Origin of the sequence: Planobispora longispora (assembly GCF_016863135.1) — a bacterium.
Classification (GTDB): domain Bacteria; phylum Actinomycetota; class Actinomycetes; order Streptosporangiales; family Streptosporangiaceae; genus Planobispora; species Planobispora longispora.
This window is the reverse complement of record NZ_BOOH01000036.1, coordinates 47,258-67,216: the sequence shown is the minus strand read 5'-3', so window position 1 is coordinate 67,216 and position 19,959 is coordinate 47,258. Positions and strand designations below refer to the sequence as shown.

General features: G+C 72.0%; 17 protein-coding genes. 3 read left to right on the top strand and 14 right to left on the bottom strand.

All coding sequences use genetic code 11. The features are described 5' to 3' along the window. Positions 1-28 precede the first annotated feature (28 nt). The 9 genes from Plo01_RS21525 to Plo01_RS21485 all read right to left on the bottom strand — a co-directional run bounded on the left by Plo01_RS21525 (position 29) and on the right by Plo01_RS21485 (position 10,415). Positions 29-1,582, bottom strand: a complete 1,554-nt coding sequence (locus tag Plo01_RS21525; RefSeq protein WP_203892460.1) for a hypothetical protein — start codon at positions 1,580-1,582, stop codon at positions 29-31. A gap of 35 nt (positions 1,583-1,617) precedes the next feature. After that, the gene (locus tag Plo01_RS21520) at positions 1,618-2,421 is read right to left on the bottom strand and encodes a polysaccharide deacetylase family protein (RefSeq protein WP_203892459.1); all 804 of its coding nucleotides are present in this window, start codon (positions 2,419-2,421) and stop codon (positions 1,618-1,620) included. Next, positions 2,418-3,359, bottom strand: a complete 942-nt coding sequence (locus tag Plo01_RS21515; protein WP_203892458.1) for a glycosyltransferase family 2 protein — start codon at positions 3,357-3,359, stop codon at positions 2,418-2,420. The genes Plo01_RS21520 and Plo01_RS21515 overlap by 4 nt, the downstream gene beginning before the upstream one ends. 2 nt (positions 3,360-3,361) lie before the next feature. Beyond that, complete coding sequence (locus tag Plo01_RS21510; protein ID WP_203892457.1) at positions 3,362-4,189, bottom strand: glycosyltransferase family 2 protein; 828 nt, start codon at positions 4,187-4,189, stop codon at positions 3,362-3,364. A 175-nt stretch (positions 4,190-4,364) separates the two neighbouring features. Then, positions 4,365-5,387 (bottom strand): GNAT family N-acetyltransferase, encoded by a 1,023-nt coding sequence (locus Plo01_RS21505; RefSeq protein WP_239316791.1) that lies wholly within the window; start codon positions 5,385-5,387, stop codon positions 4,365-4,367. A 101-nt stretch (positions 5,388-5,488) separates the two neighbouring features. Continuing rightward, a complete protein-coding gene (locus tag Plo01_RS21500) occupies positions 5,489-5,860 on the bottom strand; it encodes a hypothetical protein (RefSeq protein WP_203892455.1) in 372 nt (123 codons plus the stop codon). Between the two features lie 152 nt (positions 5,861-6,012). Continuing rightward, complete coding sequence (locus tag Plo01_RS21495; protein WP_203892454.1) at positions 6,013-7,641, bottom strand: RNA polymerase sigma factor; 1,629 nt, start codon at positions 7,639-7,641, stop codon at positions 6,013-6,015. A 167-nt stretch (positions 7,642-7,808) separates the two neighbouring features. Further along, entirely contained in the window at positions 7,809-9,584 is a 1,776-nt protein-coding gene (locus Plo01_RS21490) for a substrate-binding domain-containing protein (protein WP_239316789.1), read from the bottom strand. A gap of 186 nt (positions 9,585-9,770) precedes the next feature. Continuing rightward, entirely contained in the window at positions 9,771-10,415 is a 645-nt protein-coding gene (locus tag Plo01_RS21485; RefSeq protein ID WP_239316787.1) for a cation diffusion facilitator family transporter, read from the bottom strand. A gap of 140 nt (positions 10,416-10,555) precedes the next feature. Between Plo01_RS21485 and Plo01_RS21480 the strand changes: the two genes are divergently transcribed. Together Plo01_RS21480 and Plo01_RS21475 are read left to right on the top strand one after the other, a co-directional pair. Next, positions 10,556-11,329 (top strand): DUF4184 family protein, encoded by a 774-nt coding sequence (locus Plo01_RS21480; RefSeq protein WP_203892453.1) that lies wholly within the window; start codon positions 10,556-10,558, stop codon positions 11,327-11,329. Continuing rightward, positions 11,322-12,164 carry a TrmH family RNA methyltransferase gene (locus Plo01_RS21475; RefSeq protein WP_203892452.1) on the top strand — a complete coding sequence of 281 codons (843 nt, stop codon included), beginning with the start codon at positions 11,322-11,324 and terminating at the stop codon, positions 12,162-12,164. Before Plo01_RS21480 ends, Plo01_RS21475 begins: the two co-directional genes overlap by 8 nt. 61 nt (positions 12,165-12,225) lie before the next feature. On the opposite strand, the gene Plo01_RS21470 is transcribed toward Plo01_RS21475, so the two are convergent. Next, positions 12,226-13,158, bottom strand: coding sequence for a D-alanyl-D-alanine carboxypeptidase family protein (locus tag Plo01_RS21470; RefSeq protein WP_239316785.1), 933 nt, complete (start codon positions 13,156-13,158; stop codon positions 12,226-12,228). A 99-nt stretch (positions 13,159-13,257) separates the two neighbouring features. Beyond that, positions 13,258-13,797 (bottom strand): DedA family protein, encoded by a 540-nt coding sequence (locus Plo01_RS21465; protein WP_239316783.1) that lies wholly within the window; start codon positions 13,795-13,797, stop codon positions 13,258-13,260. 152 nt (positions 13,798-13,949) lie between these two features. Between Plo01_RS21465 and Plo01_RS21460 the strand changes: the two genes are divergently transcribed. Further along, positions 13,950-14,477: a hypothetical protein gene (locus tag Plo01_RS21460; protein ID WP_203892450.1), complete on the top strand. Its 528-nt coding sequence runs from the start codon at positions 13,950-13,952 to the stop codon at positions 14,475-14,477. A 43-nt stretch (positions 14,478-14,520) separates the two neighbouring features. On the opposite strand, the gene Plo01_RS21455 is transcribed toward Plo01_RS21460, so the two are convergent. The 3 genes from Plo01_RS21455 to Plo01_RS21445 form a co-directional block, all read right to left on the bottom strand. Then, entirely contained in the window at positions 14,521-17,901 is a 3,381-nt protein-coding gene (locus Plo01_RS21455) for an ATP-binding protein (protein ID WP_203892449.1), read from the bottom strand. Between the two features lie 121 nt (positions 17,902-18,022). Next, positions 18,023-19,084, bottom strand: coding sequence for a lysylphosphatidylglycerol synthase transmembrane domain-containing protein (locus Plo01_RS21450; RefSeq protein WP_203892448.1), 1,062 nt, complete (start codon positions 19,082-19,084; stop codon positions 18,023-18,025). A gap of 34 nt (positions 19,085-19,118) precedes the next feature. After that, positions 19,119-19,949, bottom strand: coding sequence for a PIG-L deacetylase family protein (locus Plo01_RS21445; RefSeq protein ID WP_239316781.1), 831 nt, complete (start codon positions 19,947-19,949; stop codon positions 19,119-19,121). Positions 19,950-19,959 lie beyond the last annotated feature (10 nt).

The window sequence follows — 19,959 nt, the reverse complement described above, 5'->3', positions numbered from 1 at the left end:
CCGTCGCCTCACGTCTGACATCATGGGGTCAGCGGGCTCCCGGCGTGATCGTTGACTGCGAAGTTTTGCCATATTTGAGCATTTTGCGAAGGTCGCTAAAGATCAGGGCCGCGAGGAGGAGCTCGCTCAGCAGGAGGCCGTACCCCACCGCGTTCATCCCCAGGTGCGGGAAGAGCAGCAACGTGCTGACCAGCACGAGAGCCGCCAGGCCCACCTGGACGAGCGCCAGCCTGCGCGCCTGCCCCCGGGCCCGCAGACCGCTCAGGTAGATCTCGATGAGCACGCGGGGGAGCACCGCCAGGGCCATCAGCTGGAGCAGCAGCGTACCCCGGTCGGCGAAGTCCGAGCCGAAGACGCGCAGGATCAGCGGGCCGGCGACGATCGTCACACCCACGATCGGAACGATGATCATGAATGCCCTGCGGAGGGCGCGCCGGGAGTTCGCCGCCAGCGCGTCCCGGTCGAAGGAGCCCTCGACGGTGAGCGAGGTCGCCATGTTCATCGCCAGCAGCTCGATCAGGCAGCCCAGGGTGTGGGCCATCGAGAAGTATCCGAACGCCACCTCGTCCACCTGGGCGGCGATCAGCACCGGGATCAGGTAGACGATCGCCAGGATCGACAACGTGCCCGGGTAGTCGCCGGCCAGGAAGCGGCCGATCTCGGGGAGCCGGGGCGGCGGCGCTCCGGTGTCGGTCTTCCGGACGTGCCGGGGGACGACCTTCCCGAAGATGAAGATGTTGATCGGGATCAGCGCCATGGCGGCGGGGATGATCCAGGAGACGAAGATTCCGTCGCCGGGCAGCGTGTACGCTAGCCCGATCAGCATGGCCATCTTGACCATGCCGTAGCCGAGGCTGTTGACCGGGACCCAGGTGGCCTTGCGCAACCCGGCCAGGGTCACGTCCTGGAGGGTGAACACCGACCAGACCAGCACCGACGCCAGGAAGAACAGTCCCGGCCCCAGACCTCCCAGGGCGGCGTAGGTCGGCCCCCACCACGGCAGGGTGACCAGGAAGCCCACCGCCGCCGTCACACCGGTCGCCCCGGCGATCACGTAGGCCCGGACGATGAGCCCGGGGGTACGGCGCCCCGCCAGGGGGATGAACTTGGCCAGCGCCCCGACGAAGCCGAGGGCGGTCAGCGAGGCGAACAGCCGCATCGCGGTGATCACGGCCTGGCCCCGGCCGAAGTCGGCCGGGTCGTACAGCTGCGCGGCGAGCCACCAGTAGCCCATGCCGAGCACGGCGGTGATGGCGGTGTTGGCCATGAGCGCGTAGCCGTTGCGGAACAGCGGGTTGCTCAGGTCCAGCAGGAGTCTGCGCCAGAGACCCCGGACCCGGCCCACCGGCGCGGGGGCGGTCCGCGGCCGCGCGCCCGGAGCCCTGCCGGCGTCCGGGCCCGTACCGGAGTCCGGACCCGCGGCAGAACCCGGACCCGCGGTGGAGATCGGGCCCGCGCCCGCGCTCCGGCCCATGCCCGCGCCGACACCCGTGCCCGGACCCGAGACCGCACCCGCGGCCGGACTCGGGACGGCGCCCGTGAAGACGGGATCCCCGATCGTCCGCTCGTCGAGTTCGCTCATGTCCTTGTCTCCCCCCACGTCCGCGGACGCGTCAGTCACGTGAGTCCACGGACCTTGCGCAAGCCGTATCTCGTACGCCGGACGACGGCGTAACCCCTGGTCAGCAGGCGCTCTCTCATGTAGATCAGCGGGACCCGGTCGCCCTCGACCGCCCGCCGGAACTTCGCCATCGACGTGCCGTCGGTCACGGTCAGCCGGGGCATCGCCAGCACGTCGTGCCGGTCGGCGGCGATGGCGTTGTTCACCGCGCAGGCGGCCCAGTAGCCCGCCCGCCGCACCTCGCGCCGGACCCGCGCGCTGGAGTAGCCGTACGGGTAGGCCATGGTCGCGACCGGGACGCCGAGCCTGTCCTCCAGCAGCGCCTTGTTCCGGCGCAGCTCCTGGCGGAGCCGGTCGTCGGGGAGCTGGTCGAGCTGGGGGTGGCTGTGGCTGTGCCCGCCGAACTCGATCCCGCAGGAGACGGCCTCGCGGGCCTGGCTCCACGACAGCGTCCGGTCGAGCGGCCGGCCCGCCGCGTCCTTGCCCGCGTCGCTGACCCAGCCGCTGGTCAGGAAGACGGTGGCGGGGAAGTCGTGCCGTTCGAGCACGGGCAGTGCCTGGGAGTGGAAGTCCTCGTAACCGTCGTCGAAGGTCACCACGACCGGGCGCTCCGGGATGGAACGCCCGTTGTTGCGGTGCAGCGAGGCGACGAGGTCGGCCACCGTCAGCGGCGTGAAGCCGCTCTCCTTCAGGTAGGAGAGCTGGTCGGCGAAGGCCGAGGGCCGTACCGCCAGCGGCTCCGTCCCGGCGGTGGGCCGGTCGGAGATCGAGTGGTACATCAGGATGGGCACGCGGATCATGATCGTCCCAGCCTCAGACGGAGAGAGCCGACAACGTATCCCCAGGTGGTCCAGGCGAGACCGGCCACGATCGCGGCGGCCCGGCCCAGGCCGGACGGGTCGCCGCGCAGTGCCTCCCCGACCCCTCGCAGCGCGCCGAGAGGGAGCGCCTTCAGGGCGTGCGCCCGCTCGCTGGCCAGGCCGTCACCGGCGCCGACGCTCTGGGTGACGAGCGCCTTGGACAGGCCCTCGGCGTAGCAGCGGGACCGGAAGTAGGAGAAGCGGGAGCGCACGGCCGGCACCTTGTGACCGATCAGCGCCTCCGGCTCGAACATCATCACCGCGCCCGGCTTGCGCTGGGAGAGCCTGATGCAGAACTCGGTCTCCTCGCAGCCCAGGGGGCGCGGCTTGCGCCCCTGGACGCTGCGGCCGATGCCGGTGTGGAAGCCGCCGACCTCGCCGACGGCCTCCCTGCGGAAGGCGGCGTTGCCGCCCATGACGTTGCGGATCGGCGCCCGGGCCGTGGGCATGCCCCGGTAGGTGCAGCCCACGGTCCAGTCGAACTCCTGCGGGAACCAGCGCGGGCGGCGGCCCGTCTCCCACAGCGGCACGGTCAGCCCGCCCACCCCCACGACGGAGGGGTCCCGGAAGCCCCCCTCCAGGGCCTCCAGCCAGCCGGGCTCGGCCACCGCGTCGTCGTCCAGGTAGGCCACGATGTCGCCCGAGGCGGTCGCCGCACCGGTGTTCTTGCCACCGGACAGCCCTTTCTCGTAGATGTTCTCCACCACGATCGCGCCGGGGTACTCCCGCTTGAGCATGAGGTGCAGATCCGGGTTGTAATCGACCACCAGAATGATCTCGTGTGGCCTCCGGGTCTGCCGCTCCACCGACGCGACGGCCGCTCGGATGTCCTCCCAGCGCTCCTCGGTGTAGACGCAGATGACGACACTGCTCTTCATGGCTAGGCGGCGCCCTGGTCGGCCGCCGCGGTGGCCGCCTGGGGCTCGGGGAACATGGCGGCGGGCCTGGTGCGCCACTCCTTGATGATCGTCCTGAGCACGCGCAGGCCGTCGCGGACCGCGCGGAGGTTGCTCTCCCCGTGGATCCGGCAGCGCTCGTGGCTGGGCACCTCCTGGATCTTCAACCCGGCCTTGGCGGCCCTGATGTTCATCAGGGTCTCGACCTCGAAGCCCGGGCAGTCGACGTTCAGGACGTCGAGGTGGCGGGCCCAGAAGGCGTTGTAGCCGTAGCACAGGTCGCTGTACTGGGTGCCGTAGATCCTGTTCACCAGGCCGGTCAGCATCTTGTTGCCGAAGGTCCGGGTGAAGGTGAGGTCGTCGCTGCCGCCGCCGGTCGCGTAGCGCGACCCCTTGACGAAGTCGGCCCCGGTGACCAGCGCGCCGACGAACTGGATGATCTCCCGGCCGTCGGTGGACCCGTCGGCGTCGATCATCACGATGATGTCGCCGGTGCAGGCGGCGAAGCCCGCGGCGAGCGCGTCTCCCTTGCCCTTGCCCGTCTGGGTGACCACGCGGATGTTGGGGCGCAGCTTCTTGGCGACGGCGACGGTGTCGTCCACCGAGTTGCCGTCCACGAGGACGATCTCGTGGATCCACTGCGGCAGCGTGGCGAACACGTGCGGCAGGTTCTCCGCCTCGTTCATGGCGGGAACCACCACGCTGACCGTGGGAGATATGGCGAGGTGCGGGGTGAGCGGAGTGAAGCGCTCAACCGGCGGCATCGACATCAGCGGTGGCTTGGCCGCGGGGTTGGTGCTGTCGGGACTCATGTTTACAGATGTCCTTCCGGGCGGTCGGTCGTCAGGAATGACTGCCAGAGGGCCCCGGAGCCAGACACGATCGTGGCGATCGGGAGGATTGGCGAATGCGGTGAGGGATGCATGAAGGGTCCTGGCGGCGGCTGGGTGCTGTGAAGTGAGGTACGCGGGACGGTGGGGGGCCGGCTCAGCCGGCCCCCCACGGTTCCTTGACGACGGTGCTGGCCGATTGGCTCTGGACGGATGTGCGCATCCGGCCGAAACCTTTCAGAACACGGTCGGCTAGTCGATACAGTTCAGGACGGTCGGTCACGATGGTGCGTGCTTTGTTGACAGGTGTCCGACCCATCCAGTGAACGGCGGCCGTGGGCGACGGGCGAGAAACGCGCCCCTCTGCGACGAAAAGATCGCCGCTCTTTAGCCAGCTCTTGTACTCGCGCCCGCCCTTGCCCATGTCGACCCGGCGCAGGCCCGCGCCGGCCGCGTGCTCCGCCATGAGCAGGTGATGCACGATGCCGGGGGAGTAGCGGGCGAACTCGACGTCATAGGCGGGGAACCAGCCGACCAGGGTGTCGGCCGTCCGCAGGCCGAAGTGACCGGCGACGGGGGTGTCCCCGGCGTAGACCATGGTCAGCACGCCGGCGAAGCCGGCCGACCGCTCGGCGTGCATCTCGTCGAGCAGCCGGACGATCCACGGCTGGGCGAAGCGGTCCACCCGGCCGGTCCGGCGGTACTGGTCGGACTTCCACCGCATGAGCTGCCGCAGCGCCCCGGAGTCCGCGGAGTCCCACTCGAAGCGGAGCCCGCCCTGCTCGCGGTCGAGCTTGCGCTCCTTGTAGCGGACGGTCTTGTAGTTCTTGGCGGAGTTGGCGCGGACCCGCTCGACGTAGGCGTCGAACCCGTCGCCGAGATCCATGACGGGGACGGGCCGTACGTCGGTCTGGTAGGGCGCGAAGGCCGGCTGGTCCGCGACCATGTGGTCGAAGTCGAAGACCGTCAGCTTGCAGGCGCGCAGCAGGTCGCGCGGGTTCAACCGCAGACCGGGGGCGGAGATCAGCCCGTGACAGGTGGTGAGGAACCCTCCCAGCGGCTTGCCGATCCCGAAGCCGTGCCGCTCGTAGGGGAAGAACCCCATGATCTCGCCGTCGTCCTCGACGACGGCGACGCGGACGTAGTCGCGCAGCCGCCCCATGGCCAGCGCGAACTCCACGGACAGAAAGGGATTGTCGAGGGCCGGATCCGCCCTCTGAAGCTCCCGCCACCGGGAGATCTCGGGATCCCCCAGGTCGTCTGGGCGAACAATGCTGATGTTCACCGTGACACGGTCCCTTGCTCGGTCTGCATGCTCCCGCTCCCCCGATACAGAAGACGTAGTACGTAGATGAAGCCGCTGAGGACTGCGATCGTTGCCACGCCGGCACGCGGCGACCATGCGTTGAAGGAGAGCATCGCGGTGGCGAGCAGGACGTTGACCACGAGACTGGCCATCGCCCCCACTGACAGCGCCGCCAGGGGGTCGCGGTCGCGCAGCAGCCCTGTGACCGCGGCCCCGGGCACCACCAGAAGGAACAGGGGAGTCAAAAACAGGCGCAGCGGACTCTCGCTCTCCGTGAGTGCGAGCACGGCGCCCGCGACGCACGCGAGAGCGAGTGCCCAGGTGAACACCCGCATGTTGATCGACATCTCCTGGCTCCCGGACGGCAAAGGGGTGGCTGATCGTCACTTCATGTGACCAACTGCCACGCATGGACGTCAACGCCGACGTCTGGCATCTGTCCATGGTTTACCTGACAGCAAAGAGATGTCGGGACATGCCCCAAGATGTGGTCAAGAGGTCAAGGGGTCGCCGTCTCGGATCCGGGGTCGGGGGAAGGGCTCTCGGAAGGCGTCGGCGGAGGGTCCGTCGGAGGCTCGGATTCCGGTGGTTCCGGGGTTTCCCATACGAACGGGCAACTGCTCCCACCTGCGGCGGAGCGGAACGAGACCTGCCCTGAGCCTCCCTCGGAGGGGTCGGAAACTGTGACCCAAATCACTCCGCTCGCACCCGCCTTGAGCCGTCCCTGGCGGGGATGGACGGTCAATCCGCCGGAGGCGGACGCCGACCAGGCGACGGCGGCCGTGCGCGCCGTGAGCCGGATCTGGCCCGCGCCCTGGTCGACGTCCGGAGGGCAGGAGACGATCAGTCGCCCGGCCGGGGGCTGGACGGCGGGCGCGCGGCTGGTCCGGGAGCGCTGGGCGGCCGGACGCCGGGTCGCCGGCGCCCGGGGCGGCTGGGAGGCGGAGGCCGGCGTCCCGCTCTCGGTGGGGTCCGGCGGGGGAGTCGGATCCGGTTCCGGGCTCTCGCCGGAGGGGAGGACGTCCGGCCCGGAGGTCTCCGGATCCGGCGCGAAGGTGGTCGCCGCCGGTTCCGGCCCCGGCGCGGCCTCGGCCCGCCCGGCCGGTCCCGAGCCGAGGTCCTGCCCGGTGACCAGGATCACCCCCGCGGTGGCGGCCAGCACGCACGCGGCCGCCACCGCCGCCGGGACGCCGCGCCCGCCCCGCCGCCTGCGCCGCGTGGGCTTGCGCGCCGCGGCGGACGGCGCGGCCCGGTGCTCGGGCACCACGGGGAAACCGTCGCGGCCGAAGCGGTCGCTCGCCTCCACGATGGCGGTGCGGGCCCCGTCCAGTTCGGGATTCACGCAGGTCTCGACGACCCTGCGGCGCAGCGAGAGGGGCGGGAAGACCACCGGCACCAGGTCGAGCAGGCGTCCGGCCGAGACGTGCCGGTCCCGCTGCTCGGCGCAGACCTCGCAGCGGGCGATGTGCCCCGAGAGCCTCCGGCGCAACATCGGGGGGAGCGGCCCCTCCCAGGAGTCGACCATCGCCGACAGGTCGGGGCAGTGCGCCCGGCCGACCCGGGCGAGCACGACCGCGGCGGCGGTGTTCTCCAGGTGGGTGCGGGCGCGGTCGAGCCGGGCCGTGACCTGCCTGGAGGTCAGCCCGAGCACCGCGCCGACCTCGCCGGTGCTCAGACCGTGCCGCAGGGCCAGCTCCAGGATCTCGCGCTCCTGCCCGCCCAGCTCCGCCAGGGCCTCCTGCACCAGGGCGGCCAGTTCGCGCTCCCGGGGGTCGTCGTGGCCCTCCACGACCGGCAGCGGCGTCGTGCCCTGCCCGCCCTTCGGGCCCTGCCCGTTCTGGGCTCCGCCGGACGTCCTGGCCACGCACTGGAACCGGACGAGCGCGTACAACCAGGGCCGCAGGTGCCCGGGGTCGCCCAGCTGGTGCGCGCACCCCTGCGCGGTGACCAGGGCGTCGTGCACGGCCTCCGCCGCGCCGTCCCGGTCGGACAGCAGCGAGCAGGCGTAGTCGTTGAGACGTTCGGCGTAGGCGTCGAAGAGGATCGCGGGCGCCTGGGTGTCGGCACGCCGGAGTGCCTGCGCGAGTCGTTGGTCGTCGGCTCGGCCGACGGTCGGCCATACGGGCACGGACTTTTCCTCCCGCGAGACGGGTTCGTTCACGGGCCACGCCCGAGACCCCACACGCGTAGGACGTCACCTGTCCGCAGGGAGTTGTCCTGGTATGCCCACCCGGCATGAGCTGGGAAAACTGAAACGGCTGGTGCCCTTGGGGCACCAGCCGCACAGCGCGGAGATCAGCAGTTGGGGGAGCAGAGGCGGCGCGCCATGCCGTCCAGGAAGAACTTGCGGATCTGGAGGATCTCCTTGGCGACGTAGGCGTCGCCGTTGGTCGCCTTGGCCAGGGCGTCCATCTGGCGCTTGCCCCCGGCCGCGTCGGGGCTGTAGGCGATGAGGATGATGCTGACCGGCTTCTCCGGGTCGAACTCCTTCTTGAGGAACCTCACGATCTGCTGGTCGGTCATCCCGCCCGGGTTGTCGTTGCCGGCGCCGTCCGTGAGGATGAGGATCGTGTTGATCTTGTCGCTCTTGTAGGTGTCCTTCATCATCTTGTAGGCGGCGGCGAGGGTGTCGTTGAGGCCGGTGTCACCGGTCGCCTTGGCCTGGACCGTCGCCAGCTTCTGCCGGATGAGATCCCGGCGGAGCACGCCGTCCACGGTCTCGGTCAGCGGGCCGACGGGAACCGTCTCGAGGTAGTCCACGCCCGGGCCGTCGAGGTCGGTGGAGAACTGCCAGAGCCCCATCTCGCTGCTGGTCGGGAAGAGCTGCATGCCCTCAAGGGCGATCTTGCTGATCGCCTGCATCCGGGTCAGGCCGGTGCCGGGGATCGGCAGCGCCATGGTGCCGGAGATGTCCAGCAGGGTGACCAGGCGGGTGCCGAGGTTCATCCGCGACCACGACTGGGACATCCGCGCGACGGTCTTGGCGTCGGGCATGTCCAGCGCCTGCGGGGCCTTGGCCTGGAAACCGTCGGTCTCGGAGATGGCCGTGCCGCCCTTGCCGTCCGGGGTGCGGAAGCCCTGGTCGTACAGGTCCTTGCGGGCGGCGTCGGTGCCGAGCTCCTTGGTGAACTCCTCGGCGACCTTGCGGACCTCCTGGTCCCCGGTGGTGATGACCACCGGGTAGTCGAGGTTGAAGGTGCCCTCGGCCGGATAGAGCGGCACGGCCGGGGCCTCGGGCTTCTTCGTCGTGTTGAACGCCCAGATGCCCTGCTCGGAGGAGATGCCCAGCGGGGTGCGGCGGCCCTTGACGCCCAGGCTGGACAGCAGCGCCTCCTGGTCCTTGACGGTCGAGCCGGACAGCGTCTTCATCGCGCCGACCAGCTGCTCCTGGCCGATGCCGGCGGCCGTGGCCACCCCGGAGGCGGCCAGCAGCGCGCCGAGCCCGGCGGCGTTGAGCGCGGGGTCCAGCGCGAGCACGCGCACCTTGCGGCCGGGCCCGTCGACGTTGGCCGCGTTCGTGGCGCTGATCATGCCGCTCCAGCTGGCCTCGCCGAACGCCTTCTTCAGGTTCGGGACCATCGAGCCCGACGCCACCAGGACGACGGGGGACTGGGCGACGGACTTGCCCGGCGCGGGCAGGTCCGGGTTCTTCACGCGGGCGCCGGCCACCCACAACGACGAGTCGGGGATCCACATGTCCATCGCGCCGATCTTGCCGCCGCTCCCGCTCAGCCCGGCGGCGACCTTCGCCGAGGCCGCCTTGGTCACCTTGACGTTCGCGCACTTGCCGTCGATGTCGTGCCCGGCCTTGTTGAAGCGCTCGGCGACCCGCGCCACGGCGGGCTGGATGTCGGGCGAGGCGGTGACCCGGAGGGCGACCTCGTCTCCGGAGCAGCCTTCCGGATCCCGGTTGATGATGACGAAGGCCGCCACGCCGAGCAGAACGGCGAGGGCGACGGATCCCGCGAGCGGGACCAGCACCTTGCTCCGCCCGCCCCGGCGCCGCCGGGCCGGCGCGTTGTAGGAGCCGTAGCCGTCGTCGAGTTCATCCGTCCGGTGCCGTCCGCCCACGATGCCCTCTTCGGTGTCGGTGTCATGAAGCTAGCGGGTCACCTTATCTGGAGGTACGCCGCAATATTCACGGAACTGTACTGGTAACGCTTACTGTGGCAAAACAGCCCTTTTAGTGCCGATATGACGCTACGTATCGGTAAGGAACGGCTGGGTCTCCGGAGGAGACTGTGAAGAGGGGGTGGATCAGTGGCAGCAGGAGTGCCCGCGCCAGGTCTTCCGGCCCTCCCGTACGGCCGTCGCGGCCAGGAGAACGGCCATCGCCGGGTCGGCCCACCACCAGCCGGCGCCGTTGAGGCCGAGCCCGGCCAGCACTCCCGCGGAGAGCGCCGCGCACATCAGGTTCTGGGTTCCCTCGCCCGCGGTGGCCGCCGAGTGGAGCCGCGCGCCCAGCCTCCGCTTCGCCAGGCCCAGGACGGGCATGCCCACCAGGCTCACCGCGGTCACCGCCATACCGAGCGCGCTGGGCCCGGCCCGGTGCCCGGCGTCCAGGTCGTGCGCCACATGGATCACGAGATAGGGGGCGAGCAGCCAGAAGCTGACCGCCACCGCCTTGCGCGCCCGCTCCTCCGCGTCCGCCGAGAAGGTCCGCGCCCCGGTGAACCGCCAGACCACGATGAGGCTGGCCAGGGCCTCCACCAGCGACCACACGCCCCAGCCGATCAGCGCCACCGAGTGCGCCCGCAGCCCGGCGGCGATGCCGAGCCCGCTCTCGGCGCCCAGCCAGACCAGGGTCGCCAGCGACAACATGCGCGCCCTGCGCGCGTCCCGCAGCCATCGCTCGCCGGGCGCCCGCCGGAGCACGTCGTGATCAGCGGTCCGCTCGGTCACGGTGGCCTCCGGATTCCCGTCGGAGCGTTCAGTGGTCGATTGTTCACCCTCCGTTATATCGCCTCGCTTTTCCGGACGCTCGGTGACCGGCCCGGCCGCGTAAGCTGCACCGTGGACATATCAACCGCTACGGGGGAAGCATGCCGTTCACGCCCAGTCACATCGCGGCGGTGCTCCCGCTCATCTCCTCGGAGCGGATCCGCCGCGTGCTCGACCCCTGGGCGCTGGCGCTGGGCACGATGGTCCCCGACCTGCCGATCTTCCTGCCGTTCCTGCCGGACTACGTGATCTGGCACTCCCCGGCGGGGGTCCTCACCCTCGCGCCCCTCGCCGTGGCGCTACTGATGATCGTCTTCCACGGCCTGCTGCGCGACCCGCTGACCGCCCTGCTGCCGCCCTCCCTGTCCGGCCGCGCGGCCGCCCTCGCCCCCGGCCGGTACGGCCCGCGCCGCCTGCCGGCGGTGCTCGCCGGAGGGGTGATCGGCGCGTTCACCCACATGATGTGGGACTCCTTCACCCACTCCTACAGCGCGGAGCTCTGGGGCTGGCAGTGGCTGGACACGCGGGTGGCCGGGGTGCTGCCGCTGTTCCGCGTGTTCCAGTACGTCTCCACGGTCATCGGCCTGGCCGCCGTGGTCGCGTGGGCCTGGCGAGGGCTGAACCGGATGGAGCCCCGGCCGGTGCCGGAGCGCCTGGCGCTGTCCGTCCGGACCCGCTACGCCGTCCTCGCGGCGACCGCCGGCTCGATCCTGCTGTGGACGGCCGCCTGGCCCCTGCTCTTCCCGCCCGACAGCCGCTCCGCGGTGCTGACCCGGCTGGGCGCCGGGGTGATGGTCGGCTGCTGCCTCGGGCTGCTCGCCTACGCGGTCACCTGGCAGCTCAGGCGGGTCATGGCAGGATTCGAAAGTGCCTGACGCCCTCGATCCCCGCTTCGCCGACTACGCCGGTCTGCGCGACGTCGAACTCCGCAAGAGCCTGGAGGCCGAGCACGGCCTCTTCATCGCCGAGGGGGAGAAGGTGATCCGCCGCGCCGTCGCCGCCGGCTACCCGGTCCGCTCGGTGCTGCTGACCCGCCGCTGGGCCGCCTCCCTGGACGACGTCCTGGCCGGTCTCGGCGACCGGGTCCACGTGGTGGACGACGACGTGATGGAGAAGATCGCCGGTTTCCCGGTGCACCGGGGCGCGCTCGCCTCGATGGAACGGCGGCCGCTGCCCGCGGTGGCGGAGATCCTGGGTGGAACCTCCGGTGCGGGCGCCGGCGCGGGAGACGCGCCCCGCCGCGTCCTGGTCCTGGAAGACCTCGTGGACCACGGCAACGTCGGCGCCATCTTCCGCTGCGCCGCCGCCCTGGGCGTCGAGGCCGTGATCCTCTCACCCCGCTGCGCCGACCCCCTCTACCGGAGGTCGGTGAAGGTCTCCATGGGGGCGGTGTTCGCGATCCCGTACGCCAGGATGGAGAACTGGTACTCGGGGCTGGAGGAGCTCCGGGCGGCGGGCTGCCGGCTGCTGGCGCTGACCCCCGACCAGGGCGCCACCCCCATGGACGAGGCCGAGATGGGGGAACGGGTGGCGCTCCTGCTGGGGTCCGAGGGGGACGGGCTGTCCTCCCGCTGGCTGCACGAGGCCGACGAGCCGGTGTGCATCCCGATGAGCCCGGCGGCGATGGACCTGGGCGTCGACTCCCTCAACGTGGTGGCCGCCGCCGCCATCGCCTGCCACGGCCTGATGCGCGGGACCGCGCGCCCCTGATCCCGGCGCCCACCCGGTACGGCGCCCGGCCTCGGAAGGGCGGAGCGGAGACGGGAGCCGGTCAGAGGCCTCCGTCGTAGGCCGTCTGGGCGGAGGCCCAGTTCAGGAGGCGTTCGGCGGTGCGGAAGCGCCGTTCGGACTTCGGGTCTCCGAGCAGGACGCCGATCACCCGGTGGCCGTCGAGGTCGGCGGCGAAGGACAGGCAGTAGCCGGCCGCGCGGGTGTAACCGGTCTTGACGCCCAGCGCGCCGGGGACGCGGCGGAGCAGCTTGTTGGTGTTCGTCCAGGTGTGGGCGCGGTGCACCCCGGTTCTGGGCACGACGTACCGGTCCTCGGCGGCGATGACCGACAGCACCGGGTCGCGCAGCACGACGTCGGCCAGCTTCGCCTGGTCGAAGGCGGTGGAGTAGCCGCCGCCCCGGGGCTTGGGCAGCCCGTCGGCGTTGCTGTAGCGGGTGTCCTCCAGGCCCAGAGCGCGGGCCGCGGCGTTCATCTTGGCCACGAACCTGGCCTGGCCGGGGCCGTAGACGCGGGCCAGCGCGTGGGAGGCGTCCGCGCCGGAGGGGAGCATCACGCCGTAGAGCAGGTCCCGGACGGTCAGGCGTTCCCCGGGGCGCAGGGAGGCGTGGGTGGCGTCGTTCCGCCTGGCGTGCCGGACGTCCGGCTTCCTGACCGTGACGACGTCGCCCAGCCGGGCCTCCCGCAGCACGACGTAGGCCGTCATGACCTTGGTGAGACTGGCGATCGGCACCCGCTCGGTGGCGCGCTTGCTCAGGTGGACCGTTCCCGTGGTGGTGTCGACCAGGTAGGCCGCGCGGGCGTGCACGGCGGGCGCGAGGGGCGCGGTGAACGCGGCGGGCGGGGCGGGCGCGGTTGTGTAGACAGGCGCGTGGCGGGCAGGCGCGCTGTGGGCCGGCGTGGCGAACCCGGAGACCAGGAGGGTTGGGCCGGTCAGGGCGGCACAGGCGATGAGGCGGATTCCCCCGTTATGCATACGGATCATCGTGGCAGAACCCACCGCAAAGACACGCTTCTTGGGAGTTTGGCTATTGAAATATTGATATCCGTGGCGCAGGGGCTCGATCGTGAGGAATCACCCTCGCGGACCGGGGGACGGCGAGCCCTTCGCGGGCGTGGGCGCGTCCTCCGCGGCGGCCGCGCGGCGGCGCCGTACGAACACCGCGAGTGCCACGATCACGACCGCGGCGACGGCCCCCGCCGTGAGCGGCGAACGCCCGGCGAGCGCCAGCCAGCCCCAGATGACCGAGTAGAGCCCGAAGTATGTCACGGGACACCAGGTCAGGCAGCCGAGCGCGCTGGCGACGAGATACTTCGGATAGGAGATTCTGAGCACCCCGGCCACCCAGGGCAGGGAGTGCCGCACGCCGGGGACCCAGAAGCATCCGTAGACGGCCAGGGCGCCCCACCGTGCGACGAACGCCTCGGCCTGGCGGATCCTGTCGTCGCCGACCTTCCTGCCCAGGCGGGAGGCGTAGATCTTCGGGCCGAGCTTGTGGCCGACCCAGTAGTAGACCTGGAAGGCGGCGAAGAGACCGACCATGCCCAGCAGGAACGGGATCAGGACCGCCGGGGCGGTGGGGTCGGGGATAGCCGCCGAAACGTATCGGTTCACCGCGCACCACCGCCAGGATCACTTCGCCAACTGATACTAGATATTAGGACAGGCTTACCTCATCTTCAGCCGCCGGGGCACTGCAAGCGCACCGCAAGCGGAGATCAACCCTTCCGCCGTACACATATGAGTGACGAAAGAAGGTGTGTGTCATGAGTCCGCGAAGCAGTGTCACGCCGGTACTGGCGAGTGGGGCCGGAAGCGTCGTGAAGCTGCTGGTCGCCACGCTCGCCTTCACCGGGGCCTACGTGGGGGTGGAGGCGTCCCGGGACGCCTCCGGCGAGTCCCGGGCGAACGCGACCGCGGGCGCTCCCGTGCAGACGGTGAGCCTGTCCGCGGAGGCGGTCCCCGTCACGACCGACGCGATCCCGGCGTCGGGCAAGCTCACCGTCAGCGCGATCACCGGCACCCAGGGCTGCGCGAAGCCCTACCGGGTGCAGAGCGTGATCGAGAACGCCGACCCCGAGGGCGTCGTCTCGTACGGCTGGCGCCTCGAGCGCTGGAGCGCCGCCGGCAAGAGCTGGCGCGTCTACATGACCTCCGGTTCGGCCTTCACCGGCCGGAGCGAGACCGTCGAGTGGGAGCCCCGGATCGTCGACAACCCCGGCTGGTACCGGGTGAAGCTCTCGGTCGACGGCGGGGACACCATGCTCAGCGAGAAGTTCCAGGTCAGCTGCTGACCGTCGCCCGGCGACGGCCGGCAGCCGATCTCCGTGACACGGGTCAGCCGCCGGTCTCCTGGCCCAGGGAACGCTGAGCCGCCTCCACCCACCGGGGCACGCCGACCCGGCGGGCCACCTCCAGGGCCTTCTCGTAGTGGGGCTTCACCGCGTCGGTGAAGCCCAGCCGGAGCGCCAGGTCGCCGAGCGTCAGCGCGACCGGCCAGAGGGCGACCACTCCGGTGCCCGCCCCCGCGATCCGGTCGGCGAACGGCTTCAGCGTGTCGTACGCCTCGGTCATCCGCTCCCGGTCGTCCAGCAGCATTCCGGCCAGCGCCCGCCAGATCATCGCCAGCTCGTACAGGAAGTCGGGCCGGACCGGCGTCTTGACCGTCAGCAGCGCCCGGGCGTCGCGCATGTGCCCGGCCGAGGCCAGGGCCACGGCGTAGGCGTCCAGCGTCCACTTGGCGCCGCGCTGGTGGGCCTCGCCCAGCGGCTCGACCATCTCCGCCGCCCGGCCGTTGACCAGGTGCAGGCAGAACGTGGTGATCAGCGGCAGGTCCTGGCGGCCCTCCAGCATCCCGGCCCGGCCGGTCAGCCGGGCCGCCTCCCGGTAGGCCCGCTGCGCGCCGGTGAAGTCGCCGGCGATCATCAGGCGCTGCCCGGCGTACCAGGCGCCGACGGCGGCCGGGGCGGACAGGCCGTACTGCCTGGCCAGCTGCTCGGCGGCGGCGACGTGCGCGTCGGCGTCGGCGAACGCGCCCGAGGCGGCCGCGCACTCCATCAGCACCAGGTGGGCCAGCGCCTGGACCGCGACCTGGCCGCTGGCCTTGCCGACCTCCAGCAGCTCCCGGCCGATGAGCTCCCGCTCGCCGACCGGCGTGATGCCGTACGACTGGCGCAGGCGCCCGCTCAGCGCGGTCGCCAGCAGCGCGGGGTCGCCGGTCCTGCGGGCCAGTTCCTCGGCCTCCAGCGACGCCTGCTCGCCCCGGGAGGTGGCCGAGCCCTCCAGCTCCAGCGCGACCGTGGCCAGCAGGCTCGCCCGCAGCGACTGCTCGGCGGCGGGCAGCTCGACCAGCGCCTGCTCGGCGACGTCCACGATCTCCCACGCGGTGCGGGTGAAGTCGCGGGCCATGCCCTTGTGCGGTACGGCCAGCGACGCGGCCACCCGGGCGGTCAGCTCCAGGTCGCCGAGCGGCCGGGCCGCCTCCATCGCCTCACGCCGCCGCCCGCGGGCCGCGGTCATGTCGCCGCAGAGGGCCAGCGCCTTGATCAGCCGCAGTGTGAGCTGGAGCCGCTCGCGGGCGGTCTCCGGGGTCTGGGTGACGCCGGAGCGGTCGAAGGCCGAGATGGCCTGCTCCCACAGCGTGGCCGCCTCCCGATGGGCGAAGCGGCGCTCGGCCTGCTCGGCGGCCAGGCCCGCGTAGCGCACCGCCTTGACGGCGGTCTCGGTGGTGCCGGCCGCGTCGTAGTGGTGGGCCAGCGCGGCCACGTCACCGGGGTTCCTGCGCTCGATCACCGCCGCCACCGCGGCGTGCAGCCGGGAGCGGCGCAGCCGGGAGGCGTCCGAGTAAAGAGTGTCGCGGACCAGGTCGTGGTCGAAGCGGAGCATGCCGGGACCCGGCTCGGTGACCAGGCCCGCCAGCAGCGCGGCCTCGACGGCGTCGACCACCGCGTCCTCGTCGCCGGCCACGTCCACCAGCACGTCCACGTCGACGTCGCGGCCGATCACCGCGGCCTGGAGCAGGATCTGCTGGGCGTCCGAGGGCAGCCGGGAGATCCGCCGCCGCAGCACGTCGCGCACCCCGGACGGGACCCCGGAGATCACCTCGGCGGCCGTGGCGCGGTCGCTGGTCGCCTCGGCGTCGAGCAGGCGAACGGTCTCACGGACGAAGAAGGGGTTGCCGTGGGTGCGCTCGACGATGGTCTCGACGGCCTCCTGGTCCACCTCGCGCACGCAGGTCGCGCGGACCAGCTCGGCCACCGCCTTGGGGTCGAGGCCGGACAGGGCCACCCGGACCGGGCCGAGCCTGGCCAGCGCGGCCAGCACGTCGGCCTGCTGATCGGTCAGCTCGCTGTCGCGGCAGGTCACCGCCAGCAGCACCCGGCTGCCGGCCAGCAGGCTCGGCAGCGCGCGCAGCAGCGCGAGGGTCTGGTCGTCGGCCCAGTGCAGGTCCTCCAGCGTGAGCAGGATCGGGGTCTCCCTGGCCACCGAGGCCAGGTAACCCCCGACCGCCCGGTGCAGCCGGAAGCCGCCGGAGGCCTGGTCGTCGTCGGGGACGGGGGCCGCGTCGTCGAGCAGCGGGGCCAGCAGCGGGGCGTACTCGCCGGGCCCGGTCATCGCCACCAGGGTGCGCAGGATCTCCACCCAGGCCCAGCCGGGCGGGGTGGCGCTGCTGTCGGGGCAGGCTCCGGAGGCGGTGGTCCAGCCGTCGGCGGACAGGCGCTTGGTGAGCTGGCGGACCAGCGTGGTCTTGCCCGCGCCCGCGTCGCCGCTGAGCACCGCGGCGGTGAAGCGGGCGGCCCGGCCGGCGGCCGTGACCAGCCGGTCGAGCTCGGCGTCGCGGCCGACGAAGGGCTCGGGCTCCAGCGGCGGCAGCTCCACCTGGGCCATGGTGGGCCGGGGCGGCCAGGTGTCGGCGACCACCGCGGGACGCTGCTGGCGCTGCGGGACGGGCAGCTGCAGGCCGGGATCCTGGGCCAGGATGTCGGACTCCAGCTTGCGCAGGGCCGGGCCCGGGTCGATGCCGAGCTCGTCGGCGAGGATCGTGCGGGCCTTGCGCAGCGCGGCCAGCGCGTCGCCCTGGCGTCCGCAGCGGTACAGGCCCAGGGCGAGCAGGCGCCAGCCCTCCTCGCGGAGCGGGTGCTCGGTGGTCAGGGCCTCCAGGTCGGGCACGGCCTCGGCGGGCATGCCCAGGCGCAGGCCGGTGTCGGCGTGCCGCTCCCGGGCGACCAGGCGCAGCTCGGTCAGCCGGTTCACCTCGGCCTCGGCCCACGGCTGGTCGGCGAAGTCGGAGTACGGGGTGCCGCGCCACAGGCCCAGGGCCTTCTCCAGGCCCACCCGGGCGGAGGCCGGGTCGTCGCTCTCCAGGTGCTCTCCGGCGGAGCGGACCAGCGCCTCGAAGCGCAGCGCGTCGACCTGGTCGGGCGCGATGCGCAGCGCGTAGCCGGAGGCGACGGTCACCAGCAGCCGGTTGGGGCCCCCGCGCGGACGGCCGGGCTCCAGGACCCGGCGCAGGCGGGAGATGTAGACCTGAAGGCCCGACTGGGCGCCCTTGGCGGCGTCGTCGTCCCACAGATCGTAGAGAAGCGTGTCGACCGGCACGACCTGTCCGCGGGCGACGAGAAGCCGGGCGAGGACGGCACGCTGCCGCAGCCCGCCCAGGTCGAGCCCGTCGTCACCGGAGTACGCCTCGACCGGACCGAGAACCCGGAACGCCACCATGTCAGCCGCCACGGTATGCGGGCTTTCGAATTGCGCACAAGGTCTTTCCCAATCTGGCCTGGTATGAGCGTCCCCCGGAGTGCCCGCGACCTTCTCCGGAGGGGAGGACCCGCACGCACCCCTACCGGCCGACCGGCTCCTTGACGGGAGTCGAGGCGGCGCCTTCGCGCCGCCTCAGCAGTGCCCACGCGCCCAGGGCCAGACCACCGAAGGGGATTTCGACAGTGTAGGTCCAGAACCCGAAAAGCAGTGCCGCGGCGGTCGCCGAATCCGACGGGGCGCCGAAGAAGACCAGCGCGCCGACCGTCCCGGCCTCCATGATCCCGGCCCCGCTCGGGGTGACCACCGCGGTGGTCAGGACCCGCGACAGGGCGAAGGCCGCGATCGACTGGGCCAGGCCGGGGTAGGCGCCGGTCGCGTGCAGGCAGCAGATCAGGATCAGCCACTGGAACCCCAGGAAGGAGATCATTCCCAGGGTGAGGCCGGGCCAGCGGCTCCGCACGACCGTGGAGGTGTCGGCGCGCAGCCTCTCCAGCGCGCCGGAGGCGGCGTGCCCGGCGGGACGGATCCTGCGGGGCGCCAGCCGGGCCAGCGCGTCGAGGGCGCGGCCGAGCAGGGCGGCGGCGCGGTCCCAGTAGAGGGCGGCGGTCACCACGGCGACCAGGATCAGGATGGACAGGGCCCCCACCCAGCCCGCCCTGACGACCGTGGGGTTGAGCGCCTGCCCGCTGGCCAGGAGCGCGACGATGCCCACCGCGGGCAGGATGAACCGGAAAAGCGTGTTCCAGATCCCGCTGGACAGGGTGGAGACCACCACGGCCCGGGCCGGGAAGCCCCACCCCTTGGTCATCGCGAAGGTCAGCGCGACCCCGGCCGCGCCGCCGAAGGGCAGCAGGTTGCTCACCGCGCTGCCGGCGGCGTTGAGGGTCAGGGCCTGCGGATGGCTCAGCCCGGGCAGGGAGGCGGTCAGCACGAACGTGTAGGCGAGCAGGCTCGCCAGCCAGACGGCGGTCATCAGCGCGACGGTCTGCCAGTCCAGGGCGGCGAAGCGGGCGCCGATCTCGGTCCAGGAGACCGTCTTGCCGGTCAGCGCCCGCACGATCTGCGGGAGGAAGACGACGAGCGTGGCGGCCAGGCCCAGCGAGATGACTGACAGTCCGATCTGGACCCATCTGTTCTTCATGTAACCCCCTGGACCAAGTGTGCCGGTCCGGAGCTCATCCTTGGGGAGGAACTTCGAAGGGGTGCCTCAGCCGGGCGCCGGGGGGCAGGCCCCGCCGGACGTACCATTCGGTTCCGAAGACCAGCCGGTAGAGCGGGTGCGGGACCTTGAGCATCACGCCCAGCGTGCGCGTGTCGGCGCCGGTGGCCTGGGTGGCGTGGGCCGCCATGCTCGCCCGCTTCTGCCGGGCGAAGCGGCGCACATTCACCCGGTGGGTGATCTCCTCGCCGGAGGTGTAGGCCCGTTCGAAGGCCCGCGTGTCCAGCTGGGGGTAGAACCTGCTGATCAGCTTCAGGCCGCGCAGCAGCGGGTCGCGGTTGACCGTGGCCTCCAGCACGATCGGGGTGCCCGCGAGCTCCGCCGCCCGGCTGCCGACCCGGTTCACCTGGACGTGGTCGGGATGGCCGTACCCCCCGGCGGGATCGTAGATCGTCAGCAGCTCGGCCCCCTCCTCGGCGAGGATCCCGGCCAGCCGCCGGGCGGCCTCCTCGACGTCGGCGTCGATGAAGGCGTTCGGCGGCCGGTCCTCGGCGATCCCGCCGCCGGGCGCCAGCCCCGAGTCGCCGTAGTCGAGGTTGACCACCCGGGCGCAGCCCAGCGCGGCCGCGGACTTGCGGAGCTCCCCGATCCGGGTCTCGCCCAGCGCCTCGCCCGGCGCGATGTCGGCCTGCCCCAGCTCTCCGGAGGTCGCCACGACGAGGACCACGCGGTGCCCCTCGGCGGCGAGCATGGCCATGGTGCCCGCGGTCAGCAGAGCCTCGTCGTCGGGATGGGCGTGGAAGAAGACTGCGGTGCCGGGAGTCCGGGAAGTCAGGGAAGCGGCCACGCAAGCATGA